General features: G+C 63.6%; 16 protein-coding genes. 6 read left to right on the plus strand and 10 right to left on the minus strand.

Annotated features, from left to right (window positions below; translation table 11 throughout):
• Positions 1 to 21: 21 nt before the first annotated feature.
• Positions 22 to 3069 (minus strand): NACHT domain-containing protein, encoded by a 3048-nt coding sequence (locus tag AB0N02_RS31920; protein WP_363953985.1) that lies wholly within the window; start codon positions 3067 to 3069, stop codon positions 22 to 24.
• Positions 3070 to 3397: 328 nt separating this feature from the next.
• On the opposite strand from AB0N02_RS31920, the gene AB0N02_RS31925 reads away from it, so the two are divergent.
• The 3 genes from AB0N02_RS31925 (at position 3398) to AB0N02_RS31935 (ending at position 5202) form a co-directional block, all read left to right on the plus strand.
• Positions 3398 to 3691, plus strand: coding sequence for a hypothetical protein (locus AB0N02_RS31925; protein WP_363953987.1), 294 nt, complete (start codon positions 3398 to 3400; stop codon positions 3689 to 3691).
• A gap of 493 nt (positions 3692 to 4184) precedes the next feature.
• Positions 4185 to 4502 (plus strand): hypothetical protein, encoded by a 318-nt coding sequence (locus tag AB0N02_RS31930; protein WP_363953989.1) that lies wholly within the window; start codon positions 4185 to 4187, stop codon positions 4500 to 4502.
• A gap of 73 nt (positions 4503 to 4575) precedes the next feature.
• Positions 4576 to 5202 carry a DUF6518 family protein gene (locus AB0N02_RS31935; protein ID WP_363953991.1) on the plus strand — a complete coding sequence of 209 codons (627 nt, stop codon included), beginning with the start codon at positions 4576 to 4578 and terminating at the stop codon, positions 5200 to 5202.
• Between the two features lie 60 nt (positions 5203 to 5262).
• On the opposite strand, the gene AB0N02_RS31940 is transcribed toward AB0N02_RS31935, so the two are convergent.
• The gene (locus tag AB0N02_RS31940; RefSeq protein WP_363953993.1) at positions 5263 to 5673 is read right to left on the minus strand and encodes a hypothetical protein; all 411 of its coding nucleotides are present in this window, start codon (positions 5671 to 5673) and stop codon (positions 5263 to 5265) included.
• A 375-nt stretch (positions 5674 to 6048) separates the two neighbouring features.
• Here AB0N02_RS31940 and AB0N02_RS31945 point away from each other — a divergent pair, with 375 nt between their 5' ends.
• Positions 6049 to 6813, plus strand: a complete 765-nt coding sequence (locus AB0N02_RS31945; RefSeq protein ID WP_363953995.1) for an autotransporter outer membrane beta-barrel domain-containing protein — start codon at positions 6049 to 6051, stop codon at positions 6811 to 6813.
• Positions 6814 to 7605: 792 nt separating this feature from the next.
• On the opposite strand, the gene AB0N02_RS31950 is transcribed toward AB0N02_RS31945, so the two are convergent.
• Positions 7606 to 7911, minus strand: coding sequence for a hypothetical protein (locus AB0N02_RS31950; RefSeq protein WP_363953997.1), 306 nt, complete (start codon positions 7909 to 7911; stop codon positions 7606 to 7608).
• A 329-nt stretch (positions 7912 to 8240) separates the two neighbouring features.
• The gene (locus tag AB0N02_RS31955) at positions 8241 to 8753 is read right to left on the minus strand and encodes a hypothetical protein (RefSeq protein WP_363953999.1); all 513 of its coding nucleotides are present in this window, start codon (positions 8751 to 8753) and stop codon (positions 8241 to 8243) included.
• Between the two features lie 311 nt (positions 8754 to 9064).
• Between AB0N02_RS31955 and AB0N02_RS31960 the strand changes: the two genes are divergently transcribed.
• Both AB0N02_RS31960 and AB0N02_RS31965 read left to right on the plus strand, forming a co-directional pair.
• Positions 9065 to 9514 (plus strand): GNAT family N-acetyltransferase, encoded by a 450-nt coding sequence (locus AB0N02_RS31960; RefSeq protein WP_363954001.1) that lies wholly within the window; start codon positions 9065 to 9067, stop codon positions 9512 to 9514.
• A 429-nt stretch (positions 9515 to 9943) separates the two neighbouring features.
• Positions 9944 to 10255, plus strand: a complete 312-nt coding sequence (locus tag AB0N02_RS31965; RefSeq protein ID WP_363954003.1) for a hypothetical protein — start codon at positions 9944 to 9946, stop codon at positions 10253 to 10255.
• Between the two features lie 251 nt (positions 10256 to 10506).
• Here the strand turns inward: AB0N02_RS31965 and AB0N02_RS31970 are convergent, their stop codons facing one another.
• From AB0N02_RS31970 to AB0N02_RS31995, 6 genes are read right to left on the minus strand one after another with little or no spacing between them, the layout of a single operon-like run.
• The gene (locus AB0N02_RS31970; RefSeq protein WP_363954170.1) at positions 10507 to 11034 is read right to left on the minus strand and encodes a GNAT family N-acetyltransferase; all 528 of its coding nucleotides are present in this window, start codon (positions 11032 to 11034) and stop codon (positions 10507 to 10509) included.
• A 16-nt stretch (positions 11035 to 11050) separates the two neighbouring features.
• A complete protein-coding gene (locus tag AB0N02_RS31975) occupies positions 11051 to 11356 on the minus strand; it encodes a transposase (RefSeq protein WP_363954172.1) in 306 nt (101 codons plus the stop codon).
• A gap of 42 nt (positions 11357 to 11398) precedes the next feature.
• Positions 11399 to 12145 (minus strand): PIG-L family deacetylase, encoded by a 747-nt coding sequence (locus tag AB0N02_RS31980; RefSeq protein ID WP_363954005.1) that lies wholly within the window; start codon positions 12143 to 12145, stop codon positions 11399 to 11401.
• Between the two features lie 3 nt (positions 12146 to 12148).
• Positions 12149 to 13336 (minus strand): ROK family transcriptional regulator, encoded by a 1188-nt coding sequence (locus AB0N02_RS31985; protein ID WP_363954007.1) that lies wholly within the window; start codon positions 13334 to 13336, stop codon positions 12149 to 12151.
• Positions 13336 to 14166, minus strand: a complete 831-nt coding sequence (locus AB0N02_RS31990; protein ID WP_363954009.1) for a carbohydrate ABC transporter permease — start codon at positions 14164 to 14166, stop codon at positions 13336 to 13338. Before AB0N02_RS31990 ends, AB0N02_RS31985 begins: the two co-directional genes overlap by 1 nt.
• Position 14167: 1 nt before the next feature.
• Positions 14168 to 15073, minus strand: coding sequence for a sugar ABC transporter permease (locus AB0N02_RS31995; RefSeq protein ID WP_363954011.1), 906 nt, complete (start codon positions 15071 to 15073; stop codon positions 14168 to 14170).

A 15073-nucleotide genomic window follows, 5' to 3' on the forward strand; every position in this document is an offset into this window, starting at 1 on the left:
GATCAGCTCTCAAACACGCTGTCAGTCAGTGCCAGGACTAGTTAAGTCAATCTCCCTGTGAGCCCAGCGAATGAGAAGGTTTTGCACGGACATCTCAACAGGCAGCGGAGGGAGTTCGCTATTACGGTTGCCAGTGACGCGCTGGAAAAGATATGGAGAGAAATCGCTCAACGGGCCGAGGTGTGAAGATGGAATATCTTCCCTTTGGCTCAGCAACTCCCCCATGACTGCGGCGATAAACGCTGCTGGACCGTATAATTCGGCTGGCAGGACGTAGGAAGCGGGTTTAAATTTATCATCCATCAACCAACGTAAAGGATTCGCTGGGTGCATCAGGGTAAATCGAGGAACCTCGGAGCTTTCCGATAGTCGGCGCTGGATGATATTCAGCACTCTACAGACGCGAGCGTTACCCATAACGGACTCGTCCGTAATTACGGCCCGAAGGCAAGACCAGGCAATACTAGCCCATCTCGTATTTCGAACGCCAGCTTTCGGCATCTGAAACAGGAGGTCTAGTTCATTATTGTGAGCTGCCATAATTGCGTCTACCTCAATTTGCTTTTTGTGCCAGGCTCCTATCGCAAACTCGGGAATGTGGGCATGGGTGACGAGTTCTGAACGATACTGAGCACACAAGACGTTTTCCTGCTCGCGCCAGTAGTCTTTTCGCACATCGCCGAGAATTTCAATAGCAAAAATGAGTCGAAGTCCGTTAATTCGCCTGTTTTCATCCGTCGACTCAAGGACAACGGCAAGCCAATTTATTATCTGAGTTGATACGTCTTCCCTCGTCGAGTTCGCACTTATAAGAAGGCATTGCAGAGGAGTCGTGAGATCGGCCGAGAACGGGTCGCGTAGTGCGTGATCAAGGATTCTATCGGTCAGTGTGCGCACAAGCCTCGGCGGCGGGTCGACAAATGATAGGCATCGGGCCAAAAAGCTGAGAACATTACCTCTACCCGCAGTGGCGCGATAGCGGCGCTCATTAAGTAGGGCCTCTATTACCCGCTCGCCGCCACGGTTGCTATTCTTGTTTTTTATTTGTACTGCGAGCTGGCCCGGTACATCCCACTCCTGCCTGGCAATGCGTGGTGCAATCCGCTTAGCTAGATCAGCGGGTGTGTCACAGTCAGCAGCTAAATACGCAGCTGCGAAGTACTCCATGAAGGTCCGATGCGTGAAAGTGTAGAGCTCTTCCCCACGGGCAGTAGTTCCCGCATCGCTGAACACCCATCCACGTCCGCGGCAAAACTCTACGAACTGGTCAGCTGCCGCCCGCGCCTGGTCCGGATCTTCGAACCGGTGGCTGCTCAAGAATTGTGTTGTTTCTTCGATAAGCTGTCGCTTCGACACCGTAGCCCCAGCCTCATCCCTAGTCAGCAGCCAGTATGCCAAATGACGAAGGGCAGGCTCGATGAGGTGCCTGGCCTGCAGCTCCACGTGAATCTTTCGGCGCTCGTCCCATTTTGTAAAAAGCAGCTTGGCGCACTCCTCATATACCTCTGGCCGATTTTGTGGGATCGACCCCTCGCCTCGGTACAGGATGCACATGAGAGCTAACATCAATGGGTTGGCGCGTAGATCGGGTACGCTGGCGCTCTCGATCATGAACACCTCAGCCAGCTCGGCCGCTCGCTCCGGTGTGGTGTTGTCCTCCTCTCCGAACCATCGCAGTACATAGTCCTTAACCCGGCCCTCATCAAATCCAGCGACCTGATATGTTGTGAACTGTTTTGGGTCCAACCGAGCCTGCTCATAGCCGATTAAACGTGAGGTCACCAGCACACGTGCCAATGGAAACTCAGTGCAGAAAAGTTCCACGATTGAGGCGATCTCCGCCCGGCGCGTGGTGTCCACGAGCTCATCCAGCCCATCGAAAATAACCATGGCCGCTCCATCGAATAGTAGCCTTTCTAGCAGGCCCTCCGGTGGGCGGCATTGGTAAAACGTCTCGAGTCGGTGCTCCAAGAATCCCACGACGGATCGGGCCGGCGGGTCGTCTGCTGCGAAGTCTCGCAGCGTGACCAGAAACGGCGCCAGCGAGCGTTCATCGCACGCGTGCCTGTGCATTAGAAACTGAGTGCAGGTCGTCTTGCCACCTCCGGGATCACCGAGCAGGACAACACGATCGATTAGCTTGTCGAGCGTCTGCACGTCGATCTCGCTCAACTTGTCCGGACTAGGCTGGCCCATAAACACAATCTTCGGCGGGACGTAGAGGCGCTCTAGCGGCACTCGGCGACGACGCTGGAAATCGGGAGGCTCTAGCTTCCCGTGATGCTCCCGAACCTGACGACGATAACGGACGATAAACTGCCTGGCCATATCGGGATCTTGCCGCCGCGCCAGTACTGCTGTGTGGCGCTCAATCGCTGACAGGGTAGCATTCACTCTCCCTAGGAAAGCCTCTTGGCGAAGTTGCGTGAGTGCACCGCTCTTATCAGTGGACAGTTGGCCGACAAGTGTGCAGATACGGTGGTCAAGGGCAGCAAATAAACTTTCCGATACTTCGCCACACCCCTCGGCTATGAGCGCGTTATGCAGTGCAACCTCCAACCGCTCCACTTCGATTTCCGGTGCATCGGTCAGTCGCACCGAAAGTAGTTCGTGGATAATCGCATGAACGGTAGACGAACGGAGTGCTTGCGCGAGTTGTTGAGTGGAAGTTTCATTGGCAGCTATTTCCGGTCCAGGATCAACCATCTCGTAGGTGTCAAACCAGCGAACAATTTCAAGGTCCGCCTTTCGAGCGTTCCCTGTGCTTTCCATAGCCACCCTCAGGCGCTGGCCCATCAGGCGTGCGGCTTCTACAATAAGACCACTTGCAATCCCTTCAATAAGTGACATATCGCAACCTTTCGTCAATCCTACGAAATTCCGATGCCGACAAGCATATCCACATTTCCCGCACCGGTCAGGGTTTTCCCGAACCCGCTCGCGGTGATCAATGATTGCATAAATCGCCCACCAGGGGATGTAGCTCGACAAAGTATGACTTATTGCATGCTGATGCGAGATGGTGAATGGTGTAATATGTGGCTTTGTGTCCGTTCGCGGAGCGATCAACGAGGAGTCGTAGATATTTGGCCCGTATGAGATATATATGCGGGATGGTCTTTACTGCTTGGCTGCCAGTGGAGTGCCTCCGCTCTGGTGACAAGTCCCACTACTGCCGGGAACGCAGTGCTCTTGAAAACCGCTAAGCCTGCTCTGAGGCGATGATGGCGACGAGTTCACCGCCGACTGCGTCAACTCGTGGCTGGCAGCCTGGCAGCACAACCTGGTCTACGCGCAGGATCCTGGCCAGGGAGAGACGCGGCGGATCTGGGCGAGGGTCGCCTTCGCGGCTCTCGATGGTGCCGAGCAGGCCGGCTACCCCACGTGGAATGCGAACATGAGCCGCTTCAACCTTCGGGCGTTGTTGATCACTGATCTCGGTTTTGGCAATGATCCGCTGTGGGATCCGGATTGGCTGGCCTCGGATGTTCTGGAGGCCCTGCCGTTGAGCTTGGAGCGGGCGGCCGACTGGGTGGAGGACTGGCGGGCGCGTCCTCTCGGTGAGATCTTGGCGTTGCGCATCTGCAAGAACTTCCTCGTTCCTATGGAACTGATCACTGATCGACTGGCGGAAGGGCCGGTGAGGACGCAGATCGATCGCTGGATGGACCTCCGGCCGCGTCTGCCGTGACGTGCAATATACGTGCAATGATCATGGTGATGGGGGAGCCGTGAACGTGCTGCGCACCAGGTCAGAGGCCGTGTCGCCAAGAAAGCGGTCACGAGCTGTAAAACCGTCGGCTCAGCCTACGCAGGTTCAAGTCCTGCACCTGCCACCAGCCAAAACGGCAGCTCAGAGGCCCTTCGGGGCCTCTTTTGCGTTTCGGGGTCATGCAGCCGTATGCCGCCCTGAGCGGTCGCGCGTCGGTGGTCGCGCAATATACGCGCAATGATCTTGAAGGCATTTTCCCAGGTCGCGCCGAGCTCCCAGAGAGCCTGCAAGCGAGAGCCGCCTCTGGAGCCATCCCATGCCAACGGCTACGGCGAGGAGCTCTGGAAGCTGGATGACCGATGAATCCGCTACGTAACGAATCATGATCATATGACGCATCTGTGCGTCTCGTCATTCACTGCCGGATCATGCTTATGGGAAACGAGGGCTGCCCGACGCCGACGCACGGGCCTTGCGGGAATTGGTCCGCGACGCCGACGCCAGGGCCGCATTCGTGGCGGACCTGCTAGAGAGCTCCCGCCAGGGCGGCGCGGCCATGGCCGAAGATCTCCGGCTATACCTGCGGCCATGGGGATTCGAGCCCGCCGACGTCCCCGGCCTGGTGCGCTTGTGGCACGGGACCGACGACCCCAAGGTGCCGGTCGCGCTGGCCCGGCGGCTGGCCGCACAACTCCCCCAGGCGAGCGCACGGTTCGTACCAGGCGGTCACTTCGCCGCCTTCGCCCACCAAGAGGAGATCATCGGCGAGATCGCGGCCGAGCGGCACTGAACTGGTATACCTGCTTGCCTGTAAAGTTGCGATTTGTCGGTATCCCGTGAGGGAAGACAGGGGGATCTTCCTGATGGGCAGCCGCTTCGGCCCGGTAGCAAAGCTCAGCGGTTCGTGGACATCCGCGCTACTGGCGGGTCTGGGACTCGGTGTTGTCACCAATCTGGCCCAGGGCTGGCTTCCGGGCGCCTGGAACCAGGTCGCCAACTCCGGTGCTGTCTGGTGTGTCCCGGCGTTCGTCGTCGGCGCCCTGCTTGCCGGGTGGGCGTCAGCGCGGTCGGCTGCCACCGCTGGCCTATGTGCCTCGATCGGTCTGGTCATTGGGTATTACGGGTACGCGGAGTTCGGCCGTGACGGCATGGGCAGCCTCACCTATCCGCTGATCTGGCTCGCGATGGCGGTCATCAGCGGCCCATTGTTCGGCGTGGCCGGGCTGTGGTGGCGGAACGGACGTACCGTACGTCACCGTGTCATTGGCCTCGCCGCACTGGGAGGTGTCTTCGGGATGGAGGGCATCATGTATGCCTTCGTCCTGCATTACACCCCGCAGGCATGGGCCTGCCTGGCCGTCTTCGTCCTTGCACCGCTGCTGATGGCACGTCGGCAAGGAGAGCGGACGCCGACCCTGCTGACGGCCCTGGCCCTCGCGGCACTGGCGTACTTAGTCATCGAATTGCCACTTCAATACGTGACGATATGAAGTGGATCGCGGACCGCAGACACGGTAAGCCAGGTCATGTTAGTCGACCACGCGCTTCATTTAGTCAGTTCCCTCATCCCTGTTCGGGACGCCGCCTCTGATCGACGGCTGCCTGGCCGGGACCGGTCTGGTTCTCAGGTCCTCGTAACTCCACGAATTAAAGATCAGCGGTGCCTTCCAGTCGGCGATGTTCCCGAACCCCAGCTGCTGGGCTCCGTCGACCGCCACATCGAAGGTCAGCTGCTCCCTCAGCGCGTACCACGACAACGCGCCACCATCGACAGTACGCAGGCTGTAGATCGTCGGCTGGTCTTGAGCGTGGATCGTCATCTCCCACTGGCCCCGCAATGCCGCTCGGTCCTCTCGCCTGCCTTGCGCCCAGTCGGTGGTGTACCTCCCCGGCGTGAGCGTGTTCTGCGCCTGGCGATCCTCATTGAAGGTGGCCAGGATGGACACGTGCGCTTGGGCCACAGGCCGAGGAGCGACGCTCAAGCTGTCGTCCGTCTCGCTCACCACCGTGGCCAGACCGTCGGCATCCACCGCGATTCCAGCCGGGCACTGACTAATTCATCTGGATCAATCCATTTTTCGTTGGCATGTCGGCCGCGCCGTGTTACCAATGGCTAGAACAGTCGAGAAAGACAACGGCCCGGCAGAAAGCCGCCGGGACGGTGAATTACGGTGTTCCGGATGTTGCCTTTCCGGTTTGCCGTTCTTTGATTAACCCTCTCTCCCCGAAAGGCTCGGCGGGCCTCTTTCCCCTGTGCGCGGATTTTCCCTGAAGGGAATGTCGCGGGACTCCGGAGGAGCCCTCCCACGGGGAGCGGACACCCCCAAGGAGAAACCATGCGGAAGACGACGGCCCGCCGGGGGATCCCCGGCACGGGTCTGGTCATCGCGCTGGCGCTGGTCGCCGGCGTGCTGTCCCTCGCACCCCCGGCGGCTGCGGTCCCGGCGGCCACGGCCGCCGCCGCGGACCTGCCCTACGGGCCCTACACCTGCAAGCAGAACTTCGTGTGGCGGGACGCGTTCCCCTATGACTATGTATGCGTGACGGTCGTGCCGGACATCCGCCGGGAGACCGCCGAGGAGAACCGGCTGGCCGATGAACGCAGGGAGCCGAACGGCGGCCCCTGGGGCCCGGACACCTGCAAGCAGGGGTTCGTATGGCGCGAGGCCAATCGGTCCGACCACGTCTGCGTCTATCCGTCCAGCCGGTCGCGGGCCTGGCTCAACAACGCGAACGCGGCCTTCGGTCTGCAGGACCCGTCCGCCCCTCCGCGCATCTTCGGCACCCACACTGCCGAGGACTACTCCGCGGAGTATCGCCATGTGACACTGAGGGTCACCGGCGCCTTCAGCCGGAACAGTAAGGTCACCTTCAGCACGTACGGCTATCACGGAGGAGGCTGGGAACTGAGAACTGGCTACACTTTTGACACCGGCGACAACGGCCGAATTATCACCCCCAACGGGCAGATCCTCACGTTCTACTGCGACCTGAACGCCCACCGCCGGGCGCAGGCCTTCCTCGTCGCGACGGATCACGCGAACGGCCAGGTCAGCAACCCGGGCAAGGTCACCGACCCCTTGTGCATATCCATCGACTGAGCCGCCGGGCGGTGGAGCCGCGGACGCCGTTCAAGTTCCGGCTCCTCCGCCCGAATTTCCCCCTTCTTTCCCCGGTTGATCGAGGACGGTGTTCCACCGGAAGGGAACGAGTCCCGGGCGCATCCTCGCGATGAGATCTTGGCTCTGCGCATCTGCAAGAACCTCCTCGCACCTATGAAGCTGATCACTGATCGGCTGGCGGAGGGACCGGTGAGGACGCAGATCGACCGCTGGATGGACCTTCGGCCGCAGCTGCCATGACGTGCAATGATCATGGTGGCGGGGGGGCCGTGAACGTGCTGCGTACCAGGTCAGCGGCCATGCCACCTGGAGAACGGTCACGAGCTGTAAAATCGTCGGCTCAGCCTGCGCAGGTTCAAGTCCTGCACCTGCCGCCAGTCAAAATGGCAGATCAGAGGCCCTTCGGGGCCTCTTTTGCGTTTCGGGGTCATGTAGCCGCACGTGGCCAGGAGTAGCCGCATGTCACCGCTCCACCGATATACGTGCAATGATCTTTGGGGCGTTTTCCCAAGTAGAGCCGAGCTTTCGGGGGCGATTATGGGTGGGGGGCGGTCCCCGGAACGCCAAAGGACCCCGGGGCCCCGGGGTTCTGGTCGTACGGCATGCACCTCATGTGGCCGGCGCGTCGTCCATCCGCTTGTTGGCCACGTCCTTGTGCCCGTTGAGGCACTTGGCGTAGACCTGCGACAGGACGTTCACGCTGTGTCTGGCCCGTTCGGCGACCTTGGGGGCCGCACTGCCGCCTACTGGCTGATAAGCCGTCCTTGACGGTCAACGCCGCTGTTGCCACCACGGCCACTCGGGCGAGGCACGCGGGTTCGGCGACGTCCGGGCGAGGAACCGCCTGTCGATGGGGAGGATCAAGGCGTACAGGTACGGCGTGGCCCGGCGTGGTAAGGCGATGAGCGCCTGTTCGAGCCGCTGACGTGGCGCGTCTCCGGAGCACTCAGGACACATGCAGCCGGGACCGATCCGGTCGACGCTGCCGGGAAGGACCGCCTGTGTCCAGGCCAGCAGTGCCTCGGCCACCGTGCCCGGCTGCATCCGGGTGTGCTCCAGCGCGATCACCGCGACCATGGGCCGACGCCCGAGACCCGGAACCTGATGGATCGAAGCTCTGTGGGTTCCGCACACCGATCCCCGCGTGGGAACCTCCGAAGGGCGCCTACGCGGCATGGCCCTTTCTGATCAACGTCATGAGCCGATGATCGCACGCCTGGCAGGGGAGCTCCAGATCCGGCCCGTAGGACCGTCACCTTGACGAGCACCTGGTGGTGGTCGATCCCCGTACGTGGTCGAGGGTGATCGAGGAGCCGGGGGTGAGGCACGAAACCCCGGGCCGCCGCGTTACATGGAGCCGGCCGTTGACCAGCTGGTGTAGCCCGACCCCGGATGAGCCGTGCCCGCTATGCGCCAAGCTTCTGGCGTGTGTACCGGTGATCGGGAGGTCCGAACTTCATGCCGTTCTCATCGAGGGCGTTGTAGATCGTCACCCGGCCGTTCGGGAAGACGAAGCCGACGGCCACCATCCCCAGGGCCATGTCCGCCCCCGTCCATTCGAGAAGTTCCACGGCCTGCAACCGCTGTCCCTTCAAAGCGGCCAGTTCGCCGGGCACACCGTCTCGCCACGTCAGCCGGAACTCTTCGCCCCAGTCCAACGGCTGAGCCGGATCCACGGTGTTCCACGTGATCGAGATCTCGTCGAACCTCATATGAACGATCTCGACCTGCTCGCCCTCGAAGTCCAGCAGGACCAGACCGTCGGTGAACCACTTGTCATCGTCGAGATCCCATACCAGCAGGGCCCGGGTCAGCCTCCGGCCTTCCAGCATGGCCAGTCTCCGGCCATGAGCGGCGGTGATGGCCGAATGCCCCCTCAGCCACACCGGCTTGTAGCCGGAGATCCCGAATTCACCCATCCGGCGATGATCCCAGGCGGCGACGCCAGGAGGTCAAGCCCCTGTGAGTGACCTCAGCGGGGGCGCCGGTGAGGACAGGCCCGCGTCCGTGCCTGTTACGTACCCATCAGGAGGGCGACCAAGGGGGACCCACGGGGAGTCGTGGTCACTCACCCCGCTCCCTCGAAGTTCGGCGCCTTCCCGGCTCAACGACCAGGCACGATGGAGACTTCCCAAGCCGACAGCGCAGGTCTGATTTCTTTCGTTCGTTCTCAAGGGCGGCGTGAAATCAGATGTCGTTGAACTGAATGTCTCTGGCATACTCCGCCTACGTGACGACTGATTCTGACGCTATTCTGACTGTCGGTGACCGCGATCCCGAGTTGAGTAAGCAACTCGACGACGCACTGACCGCCTTCAACGCCGCCGTCACAGGCGTATCCGAGCAGGGGGCTTTCTCCGTCAAGGTCGTTGACGAGGACGGAGAGTTGGTAGGAGGGTTGACCGCCTGGACCTGGGGAGGTCTCTGCGGTATCGCGATGCTGTGGGTGCGGGGAGACCACCGCAAGAACGGATGGGGCAGCAAGATCCTCCAGGCCGCCGAGGCCGAGGCGCTACGGCGCGGCTGCGATCGTGTCGCGGTTTCATCGTTCACCTTTCAGGCTCCCGGCTTCTATCAACGGCATGGCTACGAAGAGACCGGCCGGATGCTCGGGATCCCCGGCGGGCACGAGGACGTGCACATGTTCAAATCTCTGGCGGGTCCATCCGAGGACAAGTGATCATTCGTCTTGGGCTGCTTCTTCGCAGGTCGATCAAGCTTGCATCCGTCCTTGCGAACAGGTGATCCGCGGGCTTCCGGGAGCCGTTGTGGGAGCCGCCCAGACGGGCGATCGTGAACTGGGCCGGGCGGATCCGAAGAGCCGATGTTCCGGCGAGCAGTACGGCGAACGGTCTCGAACGGTCTCGAACGGTCCTGGACATCGCTCGGGGACCTGTGGATCAGGAGGTGTGTGCCCGGCAGGAGGACGATCAAGGGGGAATTGCGGTCGCTCGCCCCGCCCCCACAGGTCAACGTCTTCCCGGATCGGCGGCCAGGTGCGATAGAGGCTTCCCGAGCTGACAGTGCAGGTTTGCTTTTATCGCTCGCCTCGACCTCAACGGCTACCGATCTTGATGCTGCACCACAGCGGTGCCGGCATCCAGTCACCATGGCTATCGACTCCTCGAATCCGAACGGGAAAAACTGCGAGCCTCTGGCCTTCATCCTCATCTGGTTCAGCGCAACCCTCATGGTCATACCGATCTACGTCGTGATCGAGGCGAGTGGATCCGAGCTGCGGCAATCGCCTGTTTCGCCGTCAATCTTGGTCGGGTTACCTGTGCTCGGGGCTCTCGTCGGAGCCTTCCTGAGATTTCAGGGAAAGGGCGGCGGATTCTTTGGGATCACACTGGGTGTCTTCGTCGCCGGCCTGATCTCGATGGCGCTGCTCGCTTGCTGGATTCACCGCTCCGCCGACTGAATCCGCGCCCCGGATCATCGACCCGCCGAGGGGGGCAAGGGCGTGTGGAGCCGTTCAGGGGGGACCGTGTGTGCCCGCCGGCCTGTATCGAACTGTCCGGAACAGCGTATGGCCGATCTTTGAGCCCGCAGGATAGCGAATGGCGGGGGAGGGGTTGCCGGTCATGAGGGGGAACCCTCTGGTCTGGTTGCGGACCTGCCGGAGATCCGGCGTCGTGCAGTCGCTCGGAGAGGGCGTTGTGCGCTTGTTGATCAGCGGTCGAAGTTCTTGCGGTAGCGCAACTTGGTGATGGGCGGGACGTCGGTGCGATCAACGGTGACCGTGCCGTCGTGATGCCAGCCGTTTCGCTCATAGAAGGAGCGCGCTCGGGCGTTGCCTTCCAGGACCCAGAGGGTTGCCCGGGCATATCCGGCCGACGCCATGGCGTCGAGTACGGCGGTGATCAGTGTTCTGCCCACGCCGGTGCCCCAGACGTCGGGGAGCGTGTAGAGCGAACCGACCATGCCCACCTGTGCGGGGTCGTCGTCCTCGTCGTCTGTGGGGTAGAAGCGCGAGTAACCGACGATGAGGCCCGTCTGCTCAATGATCAGAGTGCCGGCCGGTGACCCCTCGGAGCGGGCCGGCAAGTCCCTCCACGTCTTCGTCAGGGCCTCATGGTCAAGACCGTCCAGATACTCGTCCGACAGAAGCCCCCGGAAGGCCGCCTGCCACGACGCCCTCTGGACCTTGGCCAGAGCCGGAGCGTCCTGTCGCGTGGCGAACCTGATGTGATGTGTCAGCTTTCCTCCAACGGCGTCACCTTGTCACGCGCCGGTAAACGGTAACCGTGACCGGGGGCAGGCGAAAAGCGATTATGCGCATCGTGGGACAAGCGGTGCCGTGGCCGAGTGCCTGCGGCAGGTGCTCCCACGCGATGCCGATGTGCGGCACGAACAGGACGCCCTGCAGGGCATGGTGGTCATCCAGGCGTTTTCGCCCTGGCCGGCGTGTCCGCCGCCGGTGTCCGGGCAGCAACGGCTCGATGACCGCCCACAGTTCGTCGCCGACCTCCCACGGCTTCGGCCGCGCCGATCGGCTCCCCCCCTTTCGCCGCCGTCGCAGCGAGAGGTCAAATCACCACGGAGATCATTCCGTCGGGCACTCCTAGCGGAACGGCATCAGCCGGTGTAGCTCGGCCGCGTCGGCCTGCCTGCCGTACGGCGCGAGCTGGAAGGTCTCCGCCCCGAGGAACTCCGACCAGTGCTTGTCGACGAAGGCGCGGCAGGCGTCCACGTCGTCGGCCGGGGGCACCTGGCCCAGGAGGCCGCGCTGGAATGGGCCGAACTCCAGGAACTGGGAGGCGTGCGCGAGGCAGGCGTCCAGTTTGGCCTGCGCCACCGATGTCACGTCCACCACCACGTCGTCCCGGTGCACGGGGGCGGAGGCGTAGTCGGTCATCAGCAGGCAGACCGGCTGCCGTTCCAGGGCGGGCTTGCCGCACTCGACGTTGCGCACGGTGACAAGCTCCACGGCCTGCTCGGCCAGCCTTCCCGCGGCCCGGTTGTCAGGGTGACCGGCGCCGTCGCCGTGCAGGGCGATCACCAGGTCGGGCCGCCAGGCGCGGATCTCGCGCATCAGTCTCAGGCGCAGCTCCACGGTCGGCTCGAGAAGGCCGTCGTGCACGTCGAGGATCTCGTAGTCGACCACTCCGAGAGCGTCGGCCGCGCGCCAGGCCTCCTCGGCCCTGCGGCGGGCCAGCGGAGCCCGTTCGAGCTCGTGGTGCCCGGCGTCGCCGTTGGTGAGCGTCAGGAACTTCACCGCGTGTCCCGCCCTGGCCAGCAGGGCGGAGGTGCCGCCGGCGTAGAGCTCGGGTTCGTCGGGGTGGGCAGCGATCACCAGGGTGCGCAACATCTCTCAGCTTTCGTTGACGGGGCCGGTACGGCCTGCCGTACCGGCGTGGAAGACCTGCTCGCGAGCCAGGTCGAGGGCATGGCGGACGGCGCCTTCGAGCACGGCGTTACCGCTGACGCGGCTGACGGCGACGGTGACGGGCGCGAGGCCGGTGGGGACCAGGAACTCGGCGACGCGGGCGCGCAGCGGCTCGCCGGCCGCTGTGCAGAGGGGGCCGCCGAGGACGACGCGGCCGGGGTCGAGCACGCCCACGGCCGCGATCACGCCGAGCGCGACACGTTTGGCGACGTCGTCGAGGAACCCGGCGGGAAGCTCGGTGCGAAGGAACCGCGTGACCGCGCGGAGGGCGGGCTCGACGTCCAGTCCGTGCGCCCTGGCCAGCTCGGCCAGCGGAGCCGTACCGAGCAGCGCGCCCAGCGGGCCGCCGTCCGGCCCGTAGATCCGCCCGCGGCTCACCGGATCGGGCACGATCACGGACCCGACCTCGCCGCCACGCCCGGTGACCCCGCGCCACAGGGCATCGTTGAGCACGGCCCCGGCGCCGACCCCGTTCCCCACCCAGAAGAGCACGAAGCTGCTCTCCTTGTGTTCCTCAAGCTCCCGGATCGCGACGAGGTTGACGTCGTTCTCCAGCCGGAAGCGCTCGGTGCCCAGCTGTTCGCGCAGGTCGCCGAGATCGTCGAGGTGCGACCAGCCGGACAGCTGTACCGCCTGACGCAGCCGGTGGCCTCCGGCGTCGACGACTCCGGGCACGCCCAGCACGATCTGGTCGAGGTCGTCGAGCGTGACCCCGGCGTCGTGGGCCGCCGCCTGCACCGCCTCGGTCAGGAACGCCACCGCGTCGGTGCCCTCGCCGGGGGCCTCGGCCTGGTAGCCGCCCCGCACCTCGCCGGTGAGGTCGGCCACCGACACCTCCACGGCGCGTGCCGTCAGATCCAGCCCCGCGACCCAGGCGGCCGAGCCGTTCAGCTCCCACAGCTGGGCGGCGGGGCCGGCGTTGCCGGGTTTGGTGCCGGCCTTGCGCGCGAGGCGCCCGTTCTCCAGGCGGCGCAGCACTTCGGCGGCGGAGGCCTTGGAGAGCCCGGTGTGGAACTCGAGCTCGGCGCGGGTGAGCGAGCCGTGCCGGAGCAGCAGCTCCAGGGCCGCTCGCTCGTTGAGCGTACGGAAGACGGTGGGGTTCCCGGTGGACACTACTTCACTGCTCCTGACGTCAGCCCGGACTGGATGTGCCGCTGGAAGACGATATAGGCCACCACCACCGGCAGGACCGTCATGCTGAGCGCCGCGAACAACGCCGGCCAGTCCGCCTCATATCCGGCGATGGTTGAGATGTCGGCGATGCCCTGAGTGATGACCCACTTGCTCTTGTCTCCGGGCAGCAGTACCAGGGGCAGCAGGTACTGGTTCCACTGGCCGAGCACGTTGAAGATGGTCAGGCTGACCAGCCCGGGCTTGGCCATCGGCAGCATGACCTGGAAGAAGGTCCGTGTGTACGAGGCTCCGTCGATCATCGCCGCCTCGGCGACCGCGTCAGGCAACCCCCGGAAGAAGGAGGTGAGGAAGAAGACGGTGAAGGGCAGCGAGTAGGCGATGTAGACCAGGATCAGCCCGATGTGCGTGTTGAGCAGTCCGAGCCCGTCGACCACGAAGAAGAGCGGCACCAGGGCGAGGAAGACCGGGAAGGCCATGCCCGACACGAACAGGAAGTAGATCAGCCGGTTGCCGGGGAATTTGAAACGGGCCAGCACGTAGGCGGCCATGGAGCTGAGCAGCATGGTGCCCGCGACGCCGAAGAAGACGACGATCGTCGTGTTGAGCAGGTACCGGCCGACGTTGGCACGCTCCCAGGCCCGCACCCAGTTGTCCCAGCGCAACTCGCCCGGCAGTTGCAGGGCGTCGCCGAAGATCTCGCCGTTGCTCTTGAAGGAGGCCAGCAGCGTCCAGATCAGCGGGGCGATGATGAGCAGCGCCCATACGGCCAGGATGGCCTGGGAAAAGCCCCCGAAGACTTTGCGGCCCATGTCAGTAGACGATCCTCTCGCGCCTGGTGACCCGCATCGTCAGAGCGGCGAAGGTGAGGGTCAGGAAGAACAGCGCCACGCCGAGCGCCGAGGCGTAGCCGAACCGCGAGTAGCCGAAGGCGTTCTTGTAGATCTCCGTGGCCAGCACCGTGGTCGCGCCGTCGGGTCCGCCCTGTTCCATGGACAGCACGTTGACCAGGGCGAAGCCGTCGAAGGCCGCGATGCCGAGGTAGATCCAGCCGACCTGGACGGTGTCCCAGAGCAGCGGCAGGGTGACGGAGAAGAACATCCGCGCACGGCCCGCGCCGTCCAGGGAGGCCGCTTCGAAGACGTCCTTCGGGATGGCGGCCATTCCCGCGGAGAAGAGCACGACGTAGAAACCGACCGCCTGCCAGACCATGACGGCGATGATCGACCAGAGCGCGAGCCTCTGGTCGGTCAGCCACCCGACCGGTTCCATTCCCAGCTTGACGAGAGCGCCGTTGATCACGCCGCTGGCGTCGGGGCGGTAGACGGCTTTGAACAGCACGCCGACCACCGCCACCGCGAGCACCTGGGGCAGGAAGAAGACGACCCGGTAGAAGCCGGAGCCCTTGACCCCGGTCATTCTGCCGCCGCGTGAGCCGCCTGCCGCGTTCAGCAGATAGGCGAACAGCAGCGCGAGAGAGACGGTGACCAGCGGCATGGCGACGAGCAGGACAAGGTGGTTGCGGATCGCCTGCCAGAAGGTCTCGTTGCCGAACATCCGCCGGAAGTTGTCCAGCCCGACGAAGTCGAGCTTGGCCGAGACTCCGCGCCAGTCGGTCAGCGCGATCTGGAACGCCTGCACGTACGGGCTGATCACGAAGACGACGTAGAGGATGACGGGGAGAAGCAGGAACCCCGCGACGAAGCCGTGCCGCCTCAC

It is taken from the genome of Streptosporangium sp. NPDC051022 (genome assembly GCF_040683035.1).
Taxonomy (GTDB): domain Bacteria; phylum Actinomycetota; class Actinomycetes; order Streptosporangiales; family Streptosporangiaceae; genus Streptosporangium.

Bases quoted from the DNA above. Each gene is read 5' to 3' on its own strand.
- AB0N02_RS31965 (WP_363954003.1), top strand. From the start codon at position 9,944: ATGGCTATCGACTCCTCGAATCCGAACGGGAAAAACTGCGAGCCTCTG.
- AB0N02_RS31980 (WP_363954005.1), bottom strand. From the start codon at position 12,145: ATGTTGCGCACCCTGGTGATCGCTGCCCACCCCGACGAACCCGAGCTC.
- AB0N02_RS31935 (WP_363953991.1), top strand. From the start codon at position 4,576: ATGGGCAGCCGCTTCGGCCCGGTAGCAAAGCTCAGCGGTTCGTGGACA.
- AB0N02_RS31990 (WP_363954009.1), bottom strand. From the start codon at position 14,166: ATGGGCCGCAAAGTCTTCGGGGGCTTTTCCCAGGCCATCCTGGCCGTA.
- AB0N02_RS31945 (WP_363953995.1), top strand. From the start codon at position 6,049: ATGCGGAAGACGACGGCCCGCCGGGGGATCCCCGGCACGGGTCTGGTC.
- AB0N02_RS31925 (WP_363953987.1), top strand. From the start codon at position 3,398: ATGAGCCGCTTCAACCTTCGGGCGTTGTTGATCACTGATCTCGGTTTT.
- AB0N02_RS31955 (WP_363953999.1), bottom strand. From the start codon at position 8,753: ATGGGTGAATTCGGGATCTCCGGCTACAAGCCGGTGTGGCTGAGGGGG.
- AB0N02_RS31950 (WP_363953997.1), bottom strand. From the start codon at position 7,911: ATGGTCGCGGTGATCGCGCTGGAGCACACCCGGATGCAGCCGGGCACG.